Below are 22040 nucleotides of genomic sequence, written 5' to 3' on the forward strand. Positions count from 1 at the left end.
ATATGAACCTGACTGAACCCCGCGAGCTGGCGCCCCTGCTTGAAGCCTTTCTGTTGGCCTCGGGAAAGCCGCAATCCCTTGAGCGCCTGTTTGAACTGTTTGAAGAGGGCGAGCGGCCCGAGCCCGCCGTCTTCAAGAAAGCCCTGACGCTGCTGGGCAAATCCTGCGAGGGCCGTGCGTTCGAGCTCAGGGAAGTCTCATCGGGGTATCGTCTGCAGATTCGCGAGAAGTTCTCGCCCTGGGTCGGTCGGCTCTGGGAAGAACGCCCGCAGCGCTATTCCCGTGCGCTGCTGGAGACCATCGCGCTGATCGCCTATCGCCAACCCATCACCCGTGGCGAAATCGAAGACGTGCGTGGCGTGGCGGTCAACAGCAACATCGTCAAAACCCTGCTTGAGCGCGAGTGGATCCGCGTCGTCGGTTATCGCGACGTGCCGGGTAAACCGGCGATGTTCGCCACGACCAAGGCGTTTCTCGACCACTTCAACCTGAAAAACCTTGAAGACCTGCCGCCGCTGGCCGAGCTGCGCGAGATGGAAGCGGAGCCGGTGCTCGATTTTGACGACGCGCCCGTGCCGCAAAGTCTGCAGGAGCTTGCCGACGCCAGCGCCGAGCCTGAAGAAGAAAAGGAAGAGACCAGTTTCCACAGTCTGCTGCTGGAACTGGACAGCATGGAGGAGGGGATCAAAACCGACTTCGACGACTTGCTGCGCGATGCGGTGGATGGCGAAGCGCAGGTGATCGAATCTGAAGCCGGGGTCACCGAGCCCGCGAGTGCAGTTGAACCTGAAGCCGCGCCTGTCGCCGAACCGGAAGAAGACATTCTCGGTGTCGCCGAAGCTCGCGAGAAACTCCTGGCCGCCGTCGCCGCCCTCGAACAGCCGGAAGCGGAGCTGAGCGAAGAAGAAGCCGAAGCCCGCGCACTGGCCGAAGCCATCGAAGCCGAACGGCGCGAGTTCGAAGACTGATTACGAACAACTGTGGGAGCGAGCCTGCTCGCGAATGCGGTGTGTCAGACAACGATGACGTCGACTGACAGGGCCCTTTCGCGAGCAGGCTCGCTCCCACAGGAAACGGTGCATATTCGGAGTGAGTGATGAGTTCCACCAAGGACCCGTGCATCAGCCTCTGCAAATTCAACGACGACATCTGTCTCGGTTGCGGTCGCAGCAAGCGTGAAATCAAGGCCTGGAAGAAGCTCGACAAGGATGGCAAGAGCACGGTGCTGGCCGAAGCGGCTTTGCGCCTGATCAAACTCGGTAGTGCCGGTCGGCGGAAAAAGAAATAACCTTGCCTTGATCAGCTAGTCTCTGATGCGCGATGACGCGCATCCGCGTATGATTCGCGACCCTTCGCCGATCCCTTCGGCAAAGTACACAGATTCCAATGCTTCAGGCGCCGCCTGAACAGACCACACCGGGAGGTGCCCAGATGAGTGACATCATTCAGAAAGACGACCAGGAAATCGGACCTGCAGGCGAAAAGCTGCAGAAAGTCCTCGCCCGTATCGGCGTCGGCTCGCGCCGTGACGTCGAAGCCTGGATCAGCCAAGGCCGGATCAAGGTCAATGGCAAAGACGCCACCCTTGGTCTGCGCGTCGATATGCACGACGCCATCACCATTGATGGCAAGGTGATCAAGCGCGAAGAGGCCGCCGAAATGGTGCGCCGCGTGATCATGTACAACAAGCCCGATGGCGAAATCTGCACCCGTGACGATCCGGAAGGCCGTCCGACCGTGTTCGACAAGCTGCCGCGCCCGAAAGAAGGCCGCTGGATCAACATCGGTCGCCTCGACATCAACACCACCGGTTTGCTGATGTTTACCACCGACGGTGAACTGGCCAACCGCCTGATGCATCCGTCCTACGAAATGGACCGTGAATACGCCGTACGTGTACGCGGTGAAGTCGATGACGAAATGATCGAGCGCCTGAAGGCTGGCGTGGTGCTGGAAGACGGTCCGGCCAAGTTCACCGACATCAAGCAGGCGCCGGGTGGGGAAGGTTTCAACCACTGGTATCACTGCGTGGTGATGGAAGGTCGTAACCGTGAGGTTCGTCGTCTGTGGGAATCCCAGGGTCTGGTGGTCAGCCGTCTCAAGCGCGTGCGTTTCGGTCCGGTGTTCCTCAACTCCGACCTGCCGATGGGCCGCTGGCGCGAAATGAGCCAGTACGAAGTCGACATTCTCAGTGCTGAAGTGGGCCTGACGCCGGTAGCGATGCCGCAACTGAACGCCAAGAGCAAGGACAAGCTGGAACGCATGCAGCGCAAATCGTCGCGGCCGATGGCCAAGACCGAGCGCGTGCGCACCTTGCGTCCAGCCGCTGGCGCACCGACCGGGCCACGTCCGGGCCGTGAGCCGCAGATCGAAGGCGAGCGTCCAGGTCGCAAGCCAGTCGCCCGTGACGGCGAGCGCGCTCCGCGCCCGGCCAACGGTCGCACCGAGCGTGGCGAGCGTGGCGAGCGGGGCGAGCGGGGCGCACCTGCCGGTCGCGGCACGCCAGTGGCGGATCGTCCAGCGGACACCACCAACAAGCGCCCAGCGAAACCGGCACCGAAGCGTCCGGGGATCAAACTGGTAGGTGACGACAAGCCATCGGGCAAGCGTCGCGGCGCACCGGCCGGCTCAGGTCAGCGTCCGGGGTTTGGTCGCAAGAAGCCGGAGTGATCGGGTTTAGCGCCGAATGAAAAAACGCCAACCGTAGGGTTGGCGTTTTTTTTCGTCTGACGAAACTCATGCAGCCTCTGACAGGGTCCTTTCGCGAGCAGGCTAGCTCACACATTGGATCTGCGGCGTACACAAATCCCCTGTGGGAGCGAGCCTGCTCGCGAAGGCGTCAGTCGCTCAAAAGACAAATCTTCCGTCGAAGACCGGCTTGTCGTCCAGCGCCAGCACGCCGCCGGAGAAGATCAGGTCCAGATGATGGCTGCCCTTCGCACCACCACCCAACCCGAGGTGCAGCCCGCAATGCCGCTCTTCGAACCCGGCATTTCGCGCGTACAAGTCTTTCACCCCTTCATTGGTGCCAATCCCGAGTTCCTCGATGCGCCGGTTCGACGGGTTCGCGTCCAGGTATCGGTTGAAATCGTGTTCCAGCCCCGGCACATCGGTGGCGATGCGGCTGATGGTCGAGTTCTCGATCCACAGCTCCAGCGGTGATTCCAGTACGCCGTATTTGCGAGCGAACGGGATGGTGCTGAGGAAGGTGCCCTTGAACTTCACATGACCGTTGATGGCCTCGCTGTGCGTGGCGATCTCGCCCGGCGCGAGGTCGAAGTTGCCGACACCGTTGATGTCAGTCCACTTCTTGATGCTGCTCAGCGGCGTTTCAAAGCGTGAGCCGTGTTCGTCGGTAAAACTCAGTGTGGTGGCTTGCGACATGCGCTGTATCAAGTGGCTGTTAAGGCCCGCGATGCGTTGCGGGGCGATGCTGAAGGTGTCGTAGAAATAGTCGCCGTAATCCTTGAACAGCAGCGACTTCTTCCAGTTCTCCGCCATGACCGCTTGCAGCGCGCGGACGAACTCCGGGCCGTCGGGGCGCGGATTGGGCAGGGTGGAAGAGTCGTAGAAGAAAATGTACAGATCGCTGTTGGCAATGGCCGAGGTCAGCGCTGCGGTGCTTTCCAGATCCAGGCGACGGGCGCTGAACGTAAAGCGTGGATGCTCGCCGGCCTGCTCGGCGATGGCGCCGGTCAGCGCTTCGTAATCGGCCGTGTGGCCGAGCAGTACCTTCGCCGAGTCGAGACCGGCAAGGGCAGGGTGATGTTCGAGGTAGTAAAGGAAATGCGAGATGGCGCGTGGCTTATCCATGAATCCTCCCTGACTGACCGGGAAATGAAGCGGCAGGCACGACCGGCCGGACCGTGCCTGCCCGGGATGGGTTACAGAGGCCACATCGCCGTGCCGAACGGAACCACCGCGTCGGCTTGCATCATTTCCACGGCGGCTTCATGGGTTGGCGCTTCAAACCATTCGTCCAGTTGCAGTTCGGTATCCAAGTCTTTTTCGAGTGCTTGCATGGTCGATCTCCTAGATGGCTTTCACGGTGTTTTAGCTTCGCAGGCTCACGTTTGGGCACTGCGATGACTGACCGGTCAAGGTGGCCGGTGAGACGTGGAAAACCTAGTTCAGGCTTTTTTGTATTGCAAAATTTTATCCATTTAATTTTTAAATAGACTTTTTGTTCTGTTTTTCAGGAAGCGTTTTCTTATTTGAAAACAAAAAACTAGAGGGGAAAACCGATAGCAAGCTAGCTACCGTCAATATGCAGACGTCCTGCAGAAATTTCTGATTTGGAAAAACTTCGTTACGCCTTGTAAAGAAAACGTGACGAAACAAGCCCGTCGTTACACCGGTTCGTAGTCTCTCGTGCGGCTGTAAGGAAAAACTGCCGAAAGCTGCCGGAGCAGACGCCAGGCAAGGCTCTGGCGCGCTTGTTTCCGGCGCTCGGGCAAGGTGTGATGCTTCCCATGCCTGTCGTGCAGGTGAATAACAAGAAGGAGGCGCAATGAACGCCGCGACTGATTTCCACTTCTCCCCGTGGGACGGTTTTTTCCTCGTCCCCGTCGATGGCCTGCAAAGGCCTGACTCAATTTTTGCAGCCGCTCGCGCGTACCGAAGCGGACACAGGCAATCCCGGCAACCGACACGCTGATCAGGCGGGGTCTGGCAGCAGGGGGTTGGCGGTGTACAATGCGCCGCGTTTTAACTGTGACCCTCTGCGTAATCGCACACATCAAGGCCATCCGCCTTGTTCACTCCGTTGCGCCACAAGCGTGCCGGGTTCGATTTCGTCACAGATAAAAACAAACAGGTGACGCATGACCGTTGTAAAAAAGCTGAACTCCTGGTGCCTGCGCTGGGGTTTGATCGGGGCTGCCTGAAATCGCAACCTTGCAGCAACGTCTACTGAACATCATCAAACCTTGCGTGAGACCTTTTTCATGAGTGGACAACCCTCGCAGCCAGGTACGCTTAAACGCGGCCTGAAAAATCGCCATATTCAACTGATCGCCCTCGGTGGCGCGATCGGTACCGGATTGTTCCTCGGCTCGGCCGGGGTCCTGAAATCCGCCGGCCCGTCGATGATCCTCGGCTATGCCATCTGCGGCTTCATCGCCTTCATGATCATGCGCCAACTTGGTGAAATGATCGTCGAAGAGCCGGTGGCCGGTTCCTTCAGCCATTTCGCGCACAAGTACTGGGGCGGTTTCGCCGGGTTCCTTTCGGGCTGGAACTGCTGGATTCTGTACATCCTTGTGGGCATGTCCGAGCTGACGGCGGTCGGCAAATACATTCATTACTGGGCACCCCACATTCCGACCTGGGTTTCCGCTGCCGCATTTTTCGTGCTGATCAACGCGATCAACCTGGCCAACGTCAAGGTCTTCGGTGAGGCCGAATTCTGGTTTGCGATCATCAAGGTCGTGGCGATCGTCGGCATGATCGCGCTGGGCAGTTACCTGCTGGTCAGCGGCCATGGCGGCCCGCAGGCGTCGGTTAGCAACCTGTGGGCCCACGGTGGTTTCTTCCCGAACGGGGTGAGCGGTCTGGTGATGGCCATGGCGATCATCATGTTTTCTTTCGGTGGTCTGGAAATGCTCGGCTTCACTGCAGCCGAAGCCGACAAGCCGAAAACCGTGATTCCGAAAGCGATCAATCAGGTGATCTACCGTATCCTGATTTTCTACATCGGCGCGCTGGTGATCCTGCTGTCGCTGACCCCATGGGACAGCCTGCTGGAAACCCTCAACGCGTCCGGCGATTCCTACAGCGGCAGCCCGTTCGTGCAAGTGTTCTCGATGCTCGGCAGCGACACCGCCGCGCACATCCTCAACTTCGTCGTGCTGACGGCGGCGCTGTCGGTGTACAACAGCGGCACCTACTGCAACAGCCGCATGCTGCTGGGCATGGCTGAGCAGGGTGACGCGCCGAAAGGCCTGGCGAAGATCGACAAGCGCGGCGTGCCGGTGCGTTCGATTCTGGCTTCGGCCGCGGTGACGCTGGTTGCGGTGTTGCTCAACTACCTGATCCCGCAGCACGCGCTGGAACTGCTGATGTCGCTGGTGGTTGCGACGCTGGTGATCAACTGGGCGATGATCAGTTTTTCGCACTTCAAGTTCCGCCAGCACATGAACAAGACCCGGCAAACGCCGCTGTTCAAGGCGCTGTGGTATCCGTACGGCAACTATGTGTGCCTGGCGTTCGTGGTGTTCATCCTCGGTGTGATGCTGTTGATTCCGGGCATCCAGATCTCGGTGTATGCGATTCCGGTGTGGGTCGTGTTCATGTGGGTCTGCTACGTGATCAAGAACAAGCGCGAAGCGCGGCAGGCCTTGCCTGTGGCGGGTTCGGTCGCCAAATAAGCAAGACGCATAAACAACAAACCCGGCCAGAGTGCCGGGTTTGTTGTTTCTGCGCACAAATGTTCTCGTGTGGGAGCGAGCCTGCTCGCGAAAGCGTCGTCCCAGCTTGCATTAACTTCAGGTGGAAACCGCCTTCGCGAGCAGGCTCGCTCCCACAGGGGGTGAGTGAATCAAGTATCCTGCACGTTCAGATTACGGACGCTTTTCCATGCTGGTGATTTCCAACAATGTGCATCTGCCGGATGCCGAGATCGAATTGACGGCCATCCGCGCTCAAGGCGCCGGTGGGCAGAACGTCAACAAGGTATCGAGCGCCATGCACTTGCGCTTCGACATTCCCAATTCGTCGCTGCCGGAGTTTTACAAGGAGCGTCTGCTTGCGCTGCGCGACAGTCGTATCACCAGCGATGGCGTGTTGATCATCAAGGCTCAGCAGTACCGGACCCAGGAAGCCAACCGCGCCGATGCCCTGGAACGTCTGGTCGAGCTGATTCTCAGCGCCACCAAAGTCGAAAAGAAACGTCGCCCGACCAAGCCGACCCTCGGTTCGAAGAAGCGTCGGCTTGAGTCGAAAACCAAGCGCGGCAGCATCAAGGCCGGGCGCGGGAAGGTGGATTTTTAAGCCTCGCGGTATTTCGCCGTGTGCTTGTACAGATAGACGCTCAGGCCGAGCCCGCCCAGGGCTGCGAGCGCGGCGAACAGAAAGATCGAGGCGAAACCGAACCCTGCCGCTATCGCCCCGGCCAATGGCCCGGTGATCCCCAGCGACAAATCAATGAACAGTGAATAGGCACCGACCGCCGCACCACGGCTCGATGCCGGTACCAGATTCACCGCTTCCACGCCCAGCGCCGGGAACACCAGCGAGAAACCAAAACCGCTCAATGCCGCACCGGCCAAGGCCCAATGCGCATCCGGTGCGATCCACAACAGCAACAACCCCAAGGTCTCTACCGAGAGGCAAGCAATTGCCACGCGAAAGCCGCCCAAGCGGTTGATCAGGTTGCCGAACAGCAGCCGGGCGCCGATGAAGCTCGCGCCGAACAGGCTCAGGCACAGCACGGCGTTATCCCAATGTTGCGTCGCGTAATACAGGGTGATGAAAGTGGCGATGGTGCCGAAGCCGATCGAGCCCAGCGCAAGCCCGCAGCCGTGGGGGAACACTTTTCCCAGCACATGCATGAAGGGCAGGCGTTCACCGCTGACAATCGGCGCGGCAGTTTTCGGCCACGCCAGCGCCAGGCCGAGCAAGGCGAGGAGGATGATACTCACGCCCATGCTCCACAAGCCCAGCCGACTCACCAGCCAGACACCAAACGGCGCGCCGATCGCCAGCGCGCCATAACTGGCGATGCCGTTCCAGGAAATGACCTTGGCAGTGTTGGCCGCGCCAACGCGGCCGATACCCCAACCGATCGAACCTGAGCCGACGAGGCTTTCAGCGCTGCCCAGTACGAGGCGTCCGATCAGCAAACTGATCAGGCTGAGCAACGGCAGGTTCGGCGTCCACGCCGAAATCAGCATGAACACACCGCTCAAACCACAACCGGCCAGGCCAATCATTACCGCGCGTTTGCTGCCCTTGTTATCGATGATCTTGCCGGCATAAGGACGACTGAGCAGGGTGGCGAGGTATTGCACGCTGATCACCAGCCCGGCGATCACTGCGCCGAAACCGAGGTCGCTATGGACATAGCCCGGCAACACGGCAAGCGGAATGCCGATGTTCAGGTAACCAATAAAAGTGAAGAGGACGATGGAGACCACTTGCAGCGTGACCGCCAAGGGGCGCTGTGGCTCGGGTATAGAGGGCGACATGGGCAACGATCCACGGGAGCAGCAGATTAGATAGGCTGCTTATGATACCGGCGTGAATCGATCAGGGGCGGGGAAAAGTAAAACTATTTGCCGGGCGGCGGTTTCAGGATTTCGCCGGGGCGACCAGTTGTGTGGTGACCAGGGCGGCGAGGGCGTTCTCTTCGCTGCCGAAACGCTCGAGCAGGGCGGCCTGTTTTTCAGGCGAAAGGCGATTCCAGATCTCGATCATTTTCTCGGTGGCGCCGATCAGGACGGCAGCTTGGTTTTCAGAGAATTCATCGGTCATGGCGGGCTCCATTCAGGCAGTGTGGAAAGCGCATGTTAGCGCTTTCCACACGGTCTGTACGGCGGGTTTTACTCTTCGCTGTCGGCTTTGCGGCTGTCAGCGGCTTCTTGCGGCTCGGGCTTTTCAGCACTGGCGTGTTGCGGGGTCGTCTGCTCAGGTACGTGCAGGCTTGGGAAGGGGAGATTAGGAATCTCGTGCATGGTTGCGCTCCTCGCTAAGTCTGTTGATAGATCAGGTGCTCCGCGCTTTTACAAAGCCTGCGCAGGATACAGCAGGAAAAATGACAATCAGACTTTTAATTCAAATTAATGCGACAGATGGCCGCAGGGCAGGAGGCCCCCACAAAAATCAAATGTGGGAGCGAGTCTGCTCGCGAAAGCGGTGTTGCTCGTTCCCACGCGAAGTGTTGACGAGCAGTCGGCGGGAGTTATTTGCAGACGTCAGCGATGGCATCCGCCAGCAAGGCGAGACGTGTTGCATCGATGCCGGCGACATTCGCCCGGCCCGAGCTGACCATGTACACGCTGTGCCGCTCACGCAGATTTTTCACCTGCTCCGGCGAAAGACCCGTGTAGGAGAACATGCCACGCTGTACCCCAATGTGCGCAAAACGCTCGCGCAAACCGTGCGGTTCCAGTGCCTCGACCAGGCCGCTGCGTAGCTGCGCGATACGCAGGCGCATGGCTTCCACTTCATCGGCCCAGCGGGCTTTCAGTTCTGGATCAGCGAGGATGGTCGCGACCACTGCCGCGCCGTGATCCGGCGGCGTCGACCACAGGTTGCGGGCGAGGTTGGCCAGTTGGCTGCGGATGTCGATGAGCTTCTCCGCACTTTTTGCGCAGACGATCAGCGCACCGGTGCGGTCGCGGTACAGACCAAAATTCTTCGAGCACGAACTGGTGATCAGCACCTCAGGTACTTCGGCGGCGAACAGGCGAGTCGACCACGCGTCCTGCTCCAGACCATCGCCAAAACCCTGGTAGGCGAAGTCGATCAGCGGCAACAGATCACGGCTGCGTACGACATCCAGTACGCGCTTCCAGTCGTCATGGGTCAGATCGAAACCGGTCGGGTTGTGGCAGCACGCATGCAGCAGCACCACATCACCCTTTGGCACTTCCCTGAGCACAGCGAGCATTGCTTCGACGTCGAGACGGTTGTCACTGCCCACGTAAGGGTAATGACTGACCTTGACCCCGGCCGCCGCGAAAATGGTTTCGTGGATCGGCCAGGTCGGGTTGCTCAGCCACACGCCCTTGCCTGGCAGGCATTGGGCGATGAAGTCTGCAGCCAGACGCAGGGCGCCGGTACCGCCGGGCGTCTGGGTGGCGCCGGCGCGGTGTTCGGCAATCAGCTTCGAGTCGGCGCCCAGCACCAGTTCATTGATGACCTTGCCGAACAACGGATTGCCGTGGCCGCCGATGTAAGTCTTGGTGTCCTGGCTTTCAACCAGACGCGCTTCGGCGATTTTCACCGCTTCGGGGATCGGCGTCAGGCCCTGGGCGTCCTTGTAGACGCCAACGCCGAGGTCGAACTTGCGCGGATTGGCATCCTGCGCATAAGCCTCCATCAAACCGAGAATCGGGTCGCCGGGCACCCGGCCGATGGCGTCGAATTGCATTACTTGCGTCCTTCTGCGGTCTTTGCCACTTCGTCAGTGCGCGCGGCCATGATGAAGTCGTTGCGGTGCAGGCCTTTGATCGAGTGGCTCCACCAGGTCACGGTGACTTTGCCCCACTCGGTCAGCAGGCCCGGGTGGTGACCTTCGGCCTCGGAGATTTCGCCGACTGCGTTGGTGAACGCCAGCGCGTGTTTGAAGTTCTTGAACAGAAAGACCTTCTCCAACTGCATGATGCCGTCGCGTACTTCGATGTTCCAGTCAGGGATCTGCTTGATCAGGATCGGCAGTTCTTCATCGCTGACTTGTGGCGCATCGGCGCGGCAGGCTTCGCAGTGGGCTTGGTTCAAAGTGGACATGGCGTATTCCTGAAATCGAGTGTGTTTTTTATTAAAGCGTGTGAGCCTTTGATGCCGTCACGCTAAACCAAAGTGACGGCGACGCACAGGCGCAATTGTCAGTAAAAGTCGCGGTTCAGGCGGCTTTGGGTTTCGGCGGAAATTTCGGCGCGTGCAAGCCCAACTGCATGCCCTGGCGAACCATGGCCATGATGTCTTCATGGGCGACGTCGAACAGGCGCTTGAGGTTCGGCAGGACAAAGTACAGCGGCTGCAGGATGTCGATGCGATACGGCGTGCGCATGGCTTCCAGCGGATCGAAGGTCTGGTGTTCAGGCTCGTCTGACAGGCAATAGACGGTTTCTTTGGGCGAGGACAGAATCCCGCCACCGTAAATGCGCTTGCCTTGCGGGGTGTCGACCAGACCGAATTCGATGGTCATCCAGTAAAGCCGCGCCAGGTATACGCGCTCTTCTTTGGTCGCCTGCAGGCCTAGCTTGCCGTAGGTGTGGGTGAATTCGGCAAACCAGGGGTTGGTCAGCAGCGGGCAGTGGCCGAAAATCTCGTGGAAAATGTCCGGCTCTTGCAGGTAGTCCAGTTCTTCGCGGGTACGAATAAACGTCGCGACGGGAAACTGCTTGCTGGCGAGCAATTCGAAAAAGGTCTGAAAGGGGATCAGCGCCGGCACCCGGGCGACTTGCCAACCAGTGGTCTCGCCGAGCACTTTGTTGATCTCGGCCAGTTGCGGGATGCGGTCGTGGGGCAGACCGAGTTTTTCGATACCGTCCAGGTATTCCTGGCACGCGCGGCCTTCGATCACTTTCAACTGGCGAGTGATCAGCGTATTCCACACCGCGTGTTCTTCGGCGGGGTAGTCGATAAAACCTTGCGCATCGGGCTCACGAGCCACGTATTGCGTCTGCTTCATGCTGCTCTCCTGCTAGGGGAATTCGTTTTTGTTATGTCCAGCGATGACAAAGGAATACCTGAGGGCGGGACGGCGCGCAGCATGTTGAACCTTGTGGGCGTAGGAAAATTCTGCTGATTTCGTAAACTTATCGTTACGGTTTGTCGGGTAATGCGCATTTACGGCGATTCGCGGGTTTGAAAAGGGCAGAAGCTGTCACATAATCTTGACAACTATCTGTGTGCCTCGACAGAAAACAAGTTCGAGGTGCGCCGCGAAAACCTGTGGGAGCGAGCCTGCTCGCGAAAGCGGTCTGTCTGACGCATCAATATTGGATGTGCTGGCGCCTTCGCGAGCAGGCTCGCTCCCACAGGGGTTGTGTTCACTCCCTAAAATCTTGTCGGGCCTTATATATGCGCATCAAAGTCCACTGCCAGAACCGCATCGGCATCCTGCGCGACATTCTCAATCTGCTGGTGGCGTACGGCATCAACGTGGCGCGCGGCGAGGTTGGCGGTGAGCATGGCAACGCGATCTATCTGCATTGCCCGAACCTGATCAACATCCAGTTCCAGGCCCTGCGCCCAAAGTTCGAGGCAATTGCCGGGGTGTTCGGGGTCAAGCGGGTAGGGCTGATGCCCAGCGAGCGCCGGCACATGGAACTGAACGCGCTGCTCGGTGCGCTGGAGTTTCCGGTGCTGTCGATCGACATGGGCGGCTCGATCGTTGCGGCCAACCGTGCTGCGGCGCAGTTGCTCGGTGTGCGCGTCGATGAAGTGCCGGGGATTGCGCTGTCGCGCTATGCCGAGGATTTCGACCTGCCGGAACTGGTGCGCGCCAACAAATCGCGAATCAACGGCATGCGGGTCAAGATCAAGGGCGACATCTTTCTTGCCGACATCGCGCCGTTGCAATCGGAGCATGACGACAGCGAAGCGATGGCGGGTGCGGTACTGACACTGCACCGCGCCGACCGCGTCGGCGAACGTATTTACAATGTGCGCAAGCAAGAGTTGCGCGGCTTCGACAGTATCTTCCAGAGTTCCAAAGTCATGGCCGCCGTTGTCCGTGAAGCCCGGCGCATGGCGCCGCTGGATGCGCCGCTCCTGATCGAAGGTGAAACCGGTACCGGCAAGGAGTTGCTCGCGCGGGCCTGTCATCTGGCCAGCCCGCGCGGACAGTCGCCCTTGATGGCGCTCAACTGCGCAGGGCTGCCGGAGTCGATGGCCGAGACAGAGTTGTTCGGCTACGGTCCCGGTGCCTTCGAAGGCGCACGGGCCGAGGGCAAACTCGGCCTGCTGGAGCTGACTGCCGGCGGTACGCTGTTTCTCGACGGCGTCGATGAGATGAGCCCGCGCTTGCAGGTCAAACTGCTGCGCTTTTTGCAGGACGGCTGCTTCCGTCGCGTCGGCAGTGACGAAGAGGTTTATCTGGATGTGCGGGTGATCTGTGCGACCCAGGTGGACTTGTCGGAGCTGTGCGCGCGCGGCGAGTTTCGTCAGGATTTGTACCACCGCCTGAACGTGTTGTCGTTGCACATACCGCCGCTTCGCGAATGCCTTGATGGGCTGGCGCCTCTGGTCGAACATTTCCTCGATCAGGCCAGCCGGCAGATCGGCTGCCCGCTGCCGAAACTGGCGCCAGCGGCGATGGACCGGCTCAGTCATTACCATTGGCCGGGTAACGTGCGGCAGCTGGAAAACGTGCTGTTTCAGGCGGTGTCGCTGTGTGATGGCGGCACCGTCAAAGCCGACCATATTCGTCTGCCGGATTACGGCGTGCGTCAGCCGCTTGGCGATTTTTCGCTGGAGGGTGGGCTGGACGAGATTGTCGGGCGCTTCGAGAAAGCGGTGCTTGAGCGGCTGTATTCCGAGCACCCGAGCAGCCGGCAATTGGGCAAGCGGCTGGGGGTTTCGCACACGACGATTGCCAACAAGCTGCGTGAGTATGAGGTCGGCAAAACCGAATCCTGACCGGAAGTTGCATTGGCTGAGCTATTCGCGAGCAGGCTCGCTCCCACAGGGATGTGCATTTCAGTGTGGGAGCGAGCCTGCTCGCGAAAGCGGTCGTTCAGGCAATCGCTGTGTCAGGCGTTGCCACCAACCGGCATGACACCGCCGGTTTTTCGTCTTTGCCACTTTCCCTGATTCCCCTGCAAACCCCTCAAGTCCTTTGTTTACCGGGCCTTTTGCCGCCTGAACAAAGTTGGTCTGCAAATTGCTTATGGCTCAGCAGTAGAGCGGTGGGCGGCAAACGTCCGGCATGCAGAGGATTGAGTGTGGACAAGTACCTTTATGTGGCAATGACCGGCGCCAGCCAGAACGCACTGGCGCAGCGGGCGCATGCCAACAACCTGGCGAACATCTCCACCAACGGTTTTCAGCGCGACCTCGAGCAGGCGCGTTCGATGCCGGTGTTTGGTGACAGCTTTCCGGCGCGCGCGTATGCCCTGAGCGAACGTCCCGCCACCGACTTCACCCCGGGTTCGCTGGTGCAGACCGGTCGCGAACTCGATGTCGCGGTGTCCGGCAACGGCTTTATTGCCGTGCAGAACCCCAGCGGCGGCGAAAGCTACGTGCGCACCGGCAGCCTCAACATCGACGCCCTCGGCGTTCTGCGCGCCGGCAACGGCATGCCAGTGATCGGTAATGGCGGGCCGATTGCCGTGCCGCCCGAGCAGCAGGTCGAAGTCGGTGAAGACGGCACCATCAGCATTCGGGCGATGGGTGAAGGCCCGCGCGTGATGGCCGAGGTGGACCGCATCAAGCTGGTCAATCCGGACATCAAGAACATGAACAAAGGCCTCGACGGTTCGATTTACACCAAGGACGGCCAGCCTGCGCCGATCGACGCCAACGTAAAACTGGTGTCGGGTTTCCTCGAGTCGAGCAACGTCAATGCCGTGGAAGAAATGACGTCGGTGCTGGCCCTGGCCAAGCAGTTCGAGTTGCACGTCAAGATGATGAACACCGCCAAAGACGATGACCAGGCCATGGCTCGGGTCTTGCAGATCACCTAATTATCAGAACGTCGCGCCGTAAAACAGGCGCACGAGGAGAATCGAATGCTTCCGGCTCTATGGGTTGCCAAAACCGGTCTGTCCGCCCAGGACACCAACCTGACCACCATTTCCAACAACCTGGCGAACGTCTCGACCACGGGTTTCAAACGTGACCGTGCCGAGTTCCAGGACCTGCTCTATCAGATCAAGCGTCAGCCAGGCGCCCAGTCGACCCAGGACAGCGAACTGCCGTCGGGTCTGCAAGTGGGTACCGGTGTGCGCATCGTCGGCACCCAGAAAAACTTCACTGCCGGCAGCCTGCAAACCACCGAGCAGCCGCTGGACATGGCCATCGACGGTCGCGGTTTCTTCCAGATCCTGCAGCCGGACGGCACCACGTCGTACACCCGTGACGGTACTTTCCACCTCGACTCCAATGGCCAGATTGTCAACGCCAGCGGTTTCGCCCTGGAACCGGCGATCATCATTCCGAACGACGCGCAGACCTTCACCGTTGGCCGTGACGGCACCGTGTCCATCTCGGTCGCCGGCAACCCTGCCGCGCAAGTGATCGGCAACCTGCAAACTGCAGACTTCATTAACCCGGCCGGTCTGCAGGCCGTGGGCAACAACCTGTTCCTGGAAACCGCTGCTTCCGGCGCGCCGCAAATCGGCACCCCGGGTCTGAACGGTTTCGGTACCACGCTGCAGAACACCCTGGAAACGTCCAACGTCAGCACCGTTGAAGAGATGGTCAACATGATCACCACTCAGCGCGCCTACGAGATGAACTCCAAGGTGATCTCCACCGCCGACCAGATGCTCTCGTTCGTAACGCAGAATCTGTAATCAAGTCTTTGGGGCGGCCATGAGGTCGCCAGCAACACCGTGAGGTAGGGTCATGAATCGCTTTGTATCTGTTCTGGCATTGAGTGGGGTCGTCTCGCTCGCGGGCTGCGTCGCCCCGACACCCAAGCCCAATGACCCTTACTACGCCCCGGTGTTGCCGCGCACGCCGTTGCCGGCGGCAGCCAACAATGGCTCGATCTACCAGGCCGGTTTCGAGCAAAACCTGTACAGCGACCGCAAGGCGTTCCGGGTCGGTGACATCATCACCATCACCCTGAACGAGCGCACCCAGGCGAGCAAGAACGCGAACTCGCAGATGGACAAGAACAGCGACAACTCGATCGGCCTGACCTCGTTGTTCGGGTCGAGCCTGACCACCAACAACCCGATTGGTGGCGGGGACCTGAGCCTGAACGCCGGCTACAGCGCCGACCGCTCGACCAAAGGTGACGCCAAGTCCGGCCAGAGCAACAGCCTGACCGGTTCGATCACCGTGACCGTGGCCGACGTGCTGCCCAACGGCATCATTGCCGTACGCGGCGAGAAGTGGCTGACCTTGAACACCGGTGACGAACTGGTGCGCATCGCCGGCATGGTTCGCGCCGATGACATCGCCACCGACAACACCGTGTCCTCGACCCGTGTTGCCGATGCACGCATCACCTACTCGGGTACTGGCGCGTTTGCCGATACGAGTCAGCCCGGCTGGTTCGACCGTTTCTTCCTCAGCCCGCTGTTCCCTTTCTAGGTGGCTACGTTGAATTTCAAGAGCCTCATGCTGGCCGCCGTTATGTTGTCGGTGACCTTCAATGCCCAAGCCGAGCGGCTGAAAGACATCGCCAGCATTTCCGGCGTGCGGTCCAACCAGTTGATCGGTTACGGCCTGGTGGTCGGGCTTAACGGCACCGGTGACCAGACGACGCAGACTCCGTTCACCTTGCAGACCTTCAACAACATGCTCTCGCAGTTCGGCATCAAGGTGCCGCCGGGATCGGGCAACGTGCAGTTGAAGAACGTCGCGGCGGTATCGATCAGTGCTGATTTGCCGGCGTTCGCCAAACCGGGTCAGCAGGTCGATATCACCGTTTCCTCGATCGGTAACTCCAAGAGCCTGCGCGGCGGCACCTTGTTGCTGACGCCGCTCAAGGGTATCGACGGAAACGTCTACGCCATCGCCCAGGGCAACCTGGTGGTCGGCGGTTTTGACGCCGAAGGTCGTGACGGTTCGAAGATCACGGTCAACGTGCCGTCGGCCGGTCGCATCCCCGGTGGTGCATCGGTTGAGCGTTCGGTGCCGAGCGGTTTCAACCAGGGCAACAGCCTGACGCTGAACCTCAACCGTTCTGACTTCACCACCGCCAAGCGCATCGTCGACAAGATCAACGACATGCTCGGCCCTGGCGTCGCTCAGGCGATTGACGGCGGTTCGATCCGCGTGACGGCACCGCTCGATCCGAGCCAGCGTGTCGACTATCTGTCGATCCTGGAAAACCTCGAAGTCGACCCAGGTCAGGCCGTGGCGAAAGTCATCATCAACTCGCGTACCGGCACCATCGTCATCGGCCAGAACGTGAAGGTTTCGCCGGCCGCCGTGACCCACGGCAGCCTGACCGTGACCATCACCGAAGATCCGATTGTCAGTCAGCCGGGCCCGCTGTCCAACGGTCAGACTGCCGTGGTGCCGCGCTCCCGTGTGAATGCCGAGCAGGAAGCCAAGCCGATGTTCAAGTTCGGCCCGGGCACCACCCTAGACGAAATCGTCCGTGCGGTGAACCAGGTCGGCGCAGCGCCGGGTGACCTGATGGCCATTCTCGAAGCTTTGAAACAGGCCGGCGCGTTGCAAGCCGACTTGATCGTGATCTGAGGCCAGCCACCATGGATATGCGCAAAAGCGGTCTGGTCAGTAGCAGCGATTCGGGTTCCTACTCGGACCTCAATCGCCTGAATCAGCTCAAGGTCGGCGACAAGAACAGCGACGAGAACATGCGCAAAGTGGCGCAGGAATTCGAATCGCTGTTCCTTGGCGAGATGCTCAAGTCGATGCGCTCGGCAACTGACGCGCTGGGCCAGGACAACCCGCTGAACACGCCGGCGGCCAAGCAATATCAGGAAATGTACGACCAGCAACTGGCCGTTTCCATGTCCCGCGAGGGCGGTGGTATCGGTCTGGCCGACGTGCTGATCTGGCAGATGTCGAAGAACAAACCCATGGCGCCGGGCGAGGCTGCGGCCGCGTCCGCTGCCAAGCAGCAAGAAGCGCTGGCCAAGGCCGCCGCGGTGCCGACACCGATTGCCGCCGGCACTGTCGCCACCAACGGCCCGTTGTCGCGCCTCAATGGCGAGCGTCCGCTGTGGGCGTCGCGTTCGGTGCATGCGCCGAGCACCGATATTTCCCATCGCAACGACATGGCGCTGATCAATCAGCGGCGTCTGGCGCTGCCGCCGAAACTGGCCGATCGCTTGCTCGCCGGTCTGGTGCCGTCGGCACCGGTGACTACCACAGCGGCAGCAACCAATGCCTTGCCGCAACGTGCCGCGACGCCTGCGGTCAGCGGTTCCGGCGCGCTGTACAACGGAGATTGGCTGGCCCGTGCCGAAGAACAGAAAGCCGCTGGCGGGCAGATGCAGGTCTACGGCCGCGCGATGGCGCAGATTCCGTTGGCGCCCGCGAAAAAAGCCTTCAGTTCCGCCGACGAATTCGTCAATACGATGCTGCCGATGGCCAAGGAAGCCGCCGACCGCATCGGCGTCGATCCGCGTTACCTGGTGGCGCAAGCGGCACTGGAAACCGGTTGGGGCAAATCGGTCATGCGCGCCCAGGATGGCAGCAGCAGCCACAACCTGTTCGGCATCAAGGCGAGCAGCAACTGGAAGGGCGATTCGGCCCGCGCCATCACCAGCGAGTTCCGCAATGGCGCGATGGTCAAGGAGACGGCCGAGTTCCGTTCCTATGCCTCGTACAAGGACAGCTTCCACGATCTGGTGACGTTGCTGCAGAGCAACAATCGCTATCAAGAAGTGCTCAAGTCGGCCGATAACCCAGAACAGTTTGTACGCGAGTTGCAGAAGGCCGGTTATGCCACCGACCCGAACTACGCGACGAAGATTTCGCAAATTGCCAAGCAGATGAACAGTTTTGAAAACTACGCTGCGGCGGGTGTCTCCACCACGCCTTTATAAGGCACCAGGTAATAAGGTCTGAACCATGAGTTTGCTCAATATCGGGATGTCGGGACTGTCGGCCAGCCAGTCCTCTTTGGCTACGACAGGCAACAACATTGCCAACGTCGACACCGCCGGTTATTCACGTCAGCAAACCGTGCAGGGCACCAAGTCCTCGCAGCAGTACGGCAGCGTTTTCATCGGCACGGGCACGACCCTGGCCGACGTGCGCCGCGTGTACAACTCGTACCTGGAAACGCAGCTGCACACGGCGACTTCGCTGGACAGCGAATCGGCCGCGTTCCTCAAGCAGGCGACGCCGCTGGACGCCATGCTGTCGGACACCAACACCGGCCTGACCGGTGTGCTGCAGAAATTCTTTACCTCGATGCAGGGCGTATCGACTTCGGCCACTGACGACACATCGCGTCAGTCGGTACTGACCGGCGCCCAGGCGTTGACCAGCCGCTTCAACACCCTCGCCAAACAGCTCAACGATCAGAACACCACGATCAACGGCAGCCTTGGCGACATGACCGCCCAGGTGAACAAACTCGCGACGGCGATTGCCAATCTCAACCAGAAGATCGGCGAAATCTCCACCAGCGGCGGTGCGCCGAACGACCTGCTCGACAGCCGTAACGAAGCGGTACGTCAGCTGTCTGAACTGACCGGTGCCCAGGTCGTCGAGCGCGGCACCAGCTTCGACGTTTATGTCGGCAGCGGTCAGCCGCTGGTTATCGGCAACACCACCAACAGCCTGAGCATGGTCGCGAGCAAGACCGATCCGTCGCGCATGTCGATTCAGATGGATCGCGGTTCGAGCACCATCGACATCACGTCGGTGATCAGCGGCGGCGAAATCGGCGGTCTGCTGACCTATCGCAAGGAAGTCCTCGATCCGTCGCTCAACGAGCTCGGTCGCGTGGCGTTGGTGATTGCCGATCAGATCAACAGCCAGCAAGCCCAGGGCATCGACAAGAACGGTGACTTCGGCGCAGCCATTTTCAACAACATCAACAGTGCCGCGCTGATCAGTCAGCGCAGCATTGCGAAGGATGGCAACAGCGCAGGTTCGGGCAACCTTGATGTCACCATCAAGGACACCGGCAAGCTGACCACCAGCGATTATCAGGTGACGTTCACCAGCGCAACCGATTACACCGTCAAGCGTTCCGACGGCACCGATCTGGGCGCGTTCAGCACCAACACCACGCCAACGCCCGTGATTGACGGTTTCACCCTGGCCCTCAAGGGCGGTGCCCTGAGCGCCGGTGATTCGTTCAAGGTAACGCCGACCCGCAACGCGGCGGCGAGCATTCAGACGGTCCTCAGCGATCCGAAGAAAATCGCTGCGGCAGGGCCGCTGACCGGCGTCGCCAGCGCCAACGGTCTGGGCACTTACACCCAGCCGACGCTCAGCGACAAGATCGATATTTACAACCCGACCGCCCAGGCTGACATGCAGGCAGCGTTGAAGAATTCGACGCCGGTCAAACTGGTATTCGGCGCCGCCAGTGGCGGCAGCCAGTCGTACACGCTGGTGGATGCCAAGGGCGGGACGCTGGGCACCGGCACGATCGTGCCCGGCCAGTCGAACACGCTGAACCTGAAAGTCGGCATCGTCGACGCGAGCGGCAATCCGGTAATGGATACCACTGTCACGCCGAACGTGCAGAAAACCTTCACCGTGCAGACCACTGTGGGCGGTACGCCGAAGTCCGGCGAAACCTTCACCATGAACCTGACCGGCGCGGCGTCCTCGGACAACCGCAACGCCCAGGCACTGGTCGGCCTGCAAACCAAACAGACGGTCGATACGGGGTCGGCAAGCAAGGGCATCAGCCTGACCGACGCCTATAACACCCTGGTGACCAACGTCGGTACCAAGACCGCCCAAGGCAAGTCCGACAGCGCGGCGACCACGGCGATTCTCGATAACGCCAAGGGTGCGCGTGATTCGCTGTCCGGGGTCAACCTGGATGAAGAAACCGGCAACCTGGTCAAGTATCAGCAGTACTACACAGCGTCTTCGCAGATCATCAAAGCTGCGCAGGAAACTTTCGCCACGCTGATCAACAGCCTTTAAGGAGTCGTAATTCATGCGCATTTCCACCGCCCAGTATTACGGAACGCAAGCTTCGGATTATCAGCGTAACTTCAACAAGGCCGTCGCCACCGCGAGCGAGGCGAGCAGCCTGCAGCGCATCAACACGGCCGCCGATGATCCGGTCGGCGCCGGGCGTTTGCTGCAGCTGGGCCAACAGGCGGCGATGCTGGATCAGTACAAGACCAACGTCGACACCACTAAAAGCGCGTTGAATGTGCAGGAGTCCACGCTGGACTCGATCACCACCGCATTGGCGCGAGCCAAGGAGCTGGCGCTGGCCGCCAACAACGGCACGATCACCGACAAGGATCGCCAGGCGTACGCATCGGAACTCGGCGAGATCCAGCAACAAGTGCTGGGCCTGATGAATGCCAAGGATGCCAACGGCAACTACCTGTTTTCCGGTTCGAAAACCGACACCGCGCCGTATTCGAAGAACTCTGACGGCACGTTCAGCTACAGCGGCGACCAGACCACCATCGATCTTGGCATCGGCGATGGCATGACGGTGGGTACCAACACCACCGGTTGGGACGCGTTCCAGCAAACCATCAACACCGGGCGTACCAATACGAAAATGACTGCGCCAGCTGTGGATGATGGCCGTGTCGTGCTGTCCAACGGCACCGTGGGCACAGCCGCTACCTACGATGCCAAGTTCACGGCGGGGCAGCCGTATACCATCGATTTTGTCAGCAGCACCCAGCTTAAAATCACCGATGCCTTGGGCAACGATGTGACCGCCGAGGCCAGCCAGAACGGCCTGCTCAGCAACAGCAGCGGCGCCAACCAGACCGTCAGTTTCCGTGGTGTCGATCTGAAGCTGAACATCAACCTGAAGGCTGGCGACACTAACCCTGACGCGGTCATTGCCGGGCACAGTTTTCAGCTGTCGGTGTCGCCTGACACGTTCACCACCACACGTAGCCCCGGCAATCCGTCGACGGCGGTGATCACCGGCTCCACCATCACCGATCAGGCCGCTTATACCGCAGCCTTCCCGCAGGGCGGTGCAGTCCTCAAGTTCACCAGCGCCACGGCTTTTGATCTGTATGCGGCGCCGGTGACGGCTGACAGCAAACCGGTTTCCTCAGGCACTGTCGCGGGCGGTAATGCGACCGCTGCCGGTGTGACTTTCGCGTTGGGCAATACGCCGGCCGCGGGTGATCAATTCTCGATTCAGCCGAACAATCACCAGACCCAGAACGTGCTCGACACGTTGGGCCAGATGATCACGGCGCTGAATACGCCAGTCGATGGCGATCCCGTTGCCAAGCAGAAGCTGCAAGGCGCAATGGAGGCGGGTCTCGGCAACATCGACGCGGCGGCTAATCAGATTGGCACGGCGGTCACCACCATCGGTGCGCGCGGCCAGGCGCTGGATATGCAGACCACCACCAACTCGAGTCTGAGCACGGCGAACAGCATGACCCAGGGTTCGATTCGTGACTCGGATCCGGCTGAAGTCATGACCCGTCTGACGCTACAGCAAACCATGTTGCAAGCCGCGCAGTTGGCGTTCAGCAAGATCAGCCAATTGGGTCTGTTCAACAAGATCTGACGGTTATCGGGCGCGAGAGCGC

General features: G+C 60.2%; 21 protein-coding genes. 13 read left to right on the top strand and 8 right to left on the bottom strand.

Annotation, left to right across the window (positions count from 1 at the left end):
- Positions 1–2: 2 nt before the first annotated feature.
- The 3 genes from scpB to rluB all read left to right on the top strand — a co-directional run bounded on the left by scpB (position 3) and on the right by rluB (position 2670).
- Positions 3–968: an SMC-Scp complex subunit ScpB gene (gene scpB / locus HU727_RS00985; RefSeq protein WP_186532093.1), complete on the top strand. Its 966-nt coding sequence runs from the start codon at positions 3–5 to the stop codon at positions 966–968.
- Positions 969–1096: 128 nt separating this feature from the next.
- Positions 1097–1288 (top strand): DUF1289 domain-containing protein, encoded by a 192-nt coding sequence (locus HU727_RS00990; RefSeq protein WP_186532092.1) that lies wholly within the window; start codon positions 1097–1099, stop codon positions 1286–1288.
- A 143-nt stretch (positions 1289–1431) separates the two neighbouring features.
- Entirely contained in the window at positions 1432–2670 is a 1239-nt protein-coding gene (rluB, locus tag HU727_RS00995; RefSeq protein WP_186532091.1) for a 23S rRNA pseudouridine(2605) synthase RluB, read from the top strand.
- A gap of 177 nt (positions 2671–2847) precedes the next feature.
- Here rluB and HU727_RS01000 read toward each other — a convergent pair whose 3' ends face one another.
- Both HU727_RS01000 and HU727_RS01005 read right to left on the bottom strand, forming a co-directional pair.
- Positions 2848–3813 (bottom strand): M29 family metallopeptidase, encoded by a 966-nt coding sequence (locus tag HU727_RS01000; protein ID WP_186532090.1) that lies wholly within the window; start codon positions 3811–3813, stop codon positions 2848–2850.
- Between the two features lie 71 nt (positions 3814–3884).
- A complete protein-coding gene (locus HU727_RS01005; RefSeq protein ID WP_003222780.1) occupies positions 3885–4022 on the bottom strand; it encodes a hypothetical protein in 138 nt (45 codons plus the stop codon).
- Between the two features lie 924 nt (positions 4023–4946).
- Here HU727_RS01005 and HU727_RS01010 point away from each other — a divergent pair.
- Positions 4947–6368 (top strand): amino acid permease, encoded by a 1422-nt coding sequence (locus tag HU727_RS01010; RefSeq protein ID WP_186532088.1) that lies wholly within the window; start codon positions 4947–4949, stop codon positions 6366–6368.
- 208 nt (positions 6369–6576) lie between these two features.
- Positions 6577–6990, top strand: coding sequence for an alternative ribosome rescue aminoacyl-tRNA hydrolase ArfB (arfB, locus tag HU727_RS01015; protein ID WP_016771119.1), 414 nt, complete (start codon positions 6577–6579; stop codon positions 6988–6990).
- On the opposite strand, the gene HU727_RS01020 is transcribed toward arfB, so the two are convergent.
- The 6 genes from HU727_RS01020 to phhA all read right to left on the bottom strand — a co-directional run bounded on the left by HU727_RS01020 (position 6987) and on the right by phhA (position 11356).
- A complete protein-coding gene (locus HU727_RS01020; protein ID WP_186532087.1) occupies positions 6987–8186 on the bottom strand; it encodes an MFS transporter in 1200 nt (399 codons plus the stop codon). The two genes, arfB and HU727_RS01020, sit on opposite strands and share 4 nt — an antisense overlap.
- A 103-nt stretch (positions 8187–8289) precedes the next feature.
- Positions 8290–8472, bottom strand: a complete 183-nt coding sequence (locus HU727_RS01025) for a hypothetical protein (RefSeq protein ID WP_186532086.1) — start codon at positions 8470–8472, stop codon at positions 8290–8292.
- Between the two features lie 68 nt (positions 8473–8540).
- A complete protein-coding gene (locus HU727_RS25835; protein WP_264081965.1) occupies positions 8541–8672 on the bottom strand; it encodes a hypothetical protein in 132 nt (43 codons plus the stop codon).
- 227 nt (positions 8673–8899) lie between these two features.
- Positions 8900–10093, bottom strand: coding sequence for an amino acid aminotransferase (locus HU727_RS01030; protein ID WP_186532085.1), 1194 nt, complete (start codon positions 10091–10093; stop codon positions 8900–8902).
- Positions 10093–10449 carry a 4a-hydroxytetrahydrobiopterin dehydratase gene (locus tag HU727_RS01035; protein ID WP_016771115.1) on the bottom strand — a complete coding sequence of 119 codons (357 nt, stop codon included), beginning with the start codon at positions 10447–10449 and terminating at the stop codon, positions 10093–10095. The genes HU727_RS01030 and HU727_RS01035 overlap by 1 nt, the downstream gene beginning before the upstream one ends.
- 115 nt (positions 10450–10564) lie before the next feature.
- Positions 10565–11356 (bottom strand): phenylalanine 4-monooxygenase, encoded by a 792-nt coding sequence (phhA, locus tag HU727_RS01040; RefSeq protein ID WP_186532084.1) that lies wholly within the window; start codon positions 11354–11356, stop codon positions 10565–10567.
- A gap of 392 nt (positions 11357–11748) precedes the next feature.
- Here phhA and HU727_RS01045 point away from each other — a divergent pair, with 392 nt between their 5' ends.
- The 8 genes from HU727_RS01045 to HU727_RS01080 all read left to right on the top strand — a co-directional run bounded on the left by HU727_RS01045 (position 11749) and on the right by HU727_RS01080 (position 22018).
- On the top strand, positions 11749–13308 hold the full coding sequence (locus HU727_RS01045) for a sigma-54-dependent transcriptional regulator (protein WP_186532083.1): 1560 nt from the start codon (positions 11749–11751) through the stop codon (positions 13306–13308).
- A gap of 305 nt (positions 13309–13613) precedes the next feature.
- A complete protein-coding gene (locus HU727_RS01050) occupies positions 13614–14354 on the top strand; it encodes a flagellar basal body rod protein FlgF (RefSeq protein ID WP_186532081.1) in 741 nt (246 codons plus the stop codon).
- A 45-nt stretch (positions 14355–14399) separates the two neighbouring features.
- On the top strand, positions 14400–15185 hold the full coding sequence (gene flgG, locus HU727_RS01055) for a flagellar basal-body rod protein FlgG (protein ID WP_186532079.1): 786 nt from the start codon (positions 14400–14402) through the stop codon (positions 15183–15185).
- A gap of 52 nt (positions 15186–15237) precedes the next feature.
- Entirely contained in the window at positions 15238–15933 is a 696-nt protein-coding gene (gene flgH / locus HU727_RS01060) for a flagellar basal body L-ring protein FlgH (RefSeq protein WP_042558188.1), read from the top strand.
- 27 nt (positions 15934–15960) lie between these two features.
- Positions 15961–17049 carry a flagellar basal body P-ring protein FlgI gene (locus HU727_RS01065; protein ID WP_186532077.1) on the top strand — a complete coding sequence of 363 codons (1089 nt, stop codon included), beginning with the start codon at positions 15961–15963 and terminating at the stop codon, positions 17047–17049.
- 11 nt (positions 17050–17060) lie between these two features.
- Complete coding sequence (gene flgJ / locus HU727_RS01070; RefSeq protein WP_186532075.1) at positions 17061–18365, top strand: flagellar assembly peptidoglycan hydrolase FlgJ; 1305 nt, start codon at positions 17061–17063, stop codon at positions 18363–18365.
- Positions 18366–18390: 25 nt separating this feature from the next.
- Entirely contained in the window at positions 18391–20436 is a 2046-nt protein-coding gene (flgK, locus tag HU727_RS01075) for a flagellar hook-associated protein FlgK (protein WP_186532074.1), read from the top strand.
- 13 nt (positions 20437–20449) lie between these two features.
- Positions 20450–22018, top strand: coding sequence for a flagellar hook-associated protein 3 (locus tag HU727_RS01080; RefSeq protein ID WP_186532073.1), 1569 nt, complete (start codon positions 20450–20452; stop codon positions 22016–22018).
- Positions 22019–22040: the final 22 nt, after the last annotated feature.

Source organism: Pseudomonas khorasanensis, from assembly GCF_014268505.2.
GTDB lineage: Bacteria > Pseudomonadota > Gammaproteobacteria > Pseudomonadales > Pseudomonadaceae > Aquipseudomonas > Aquipseudomonas khorasanensis.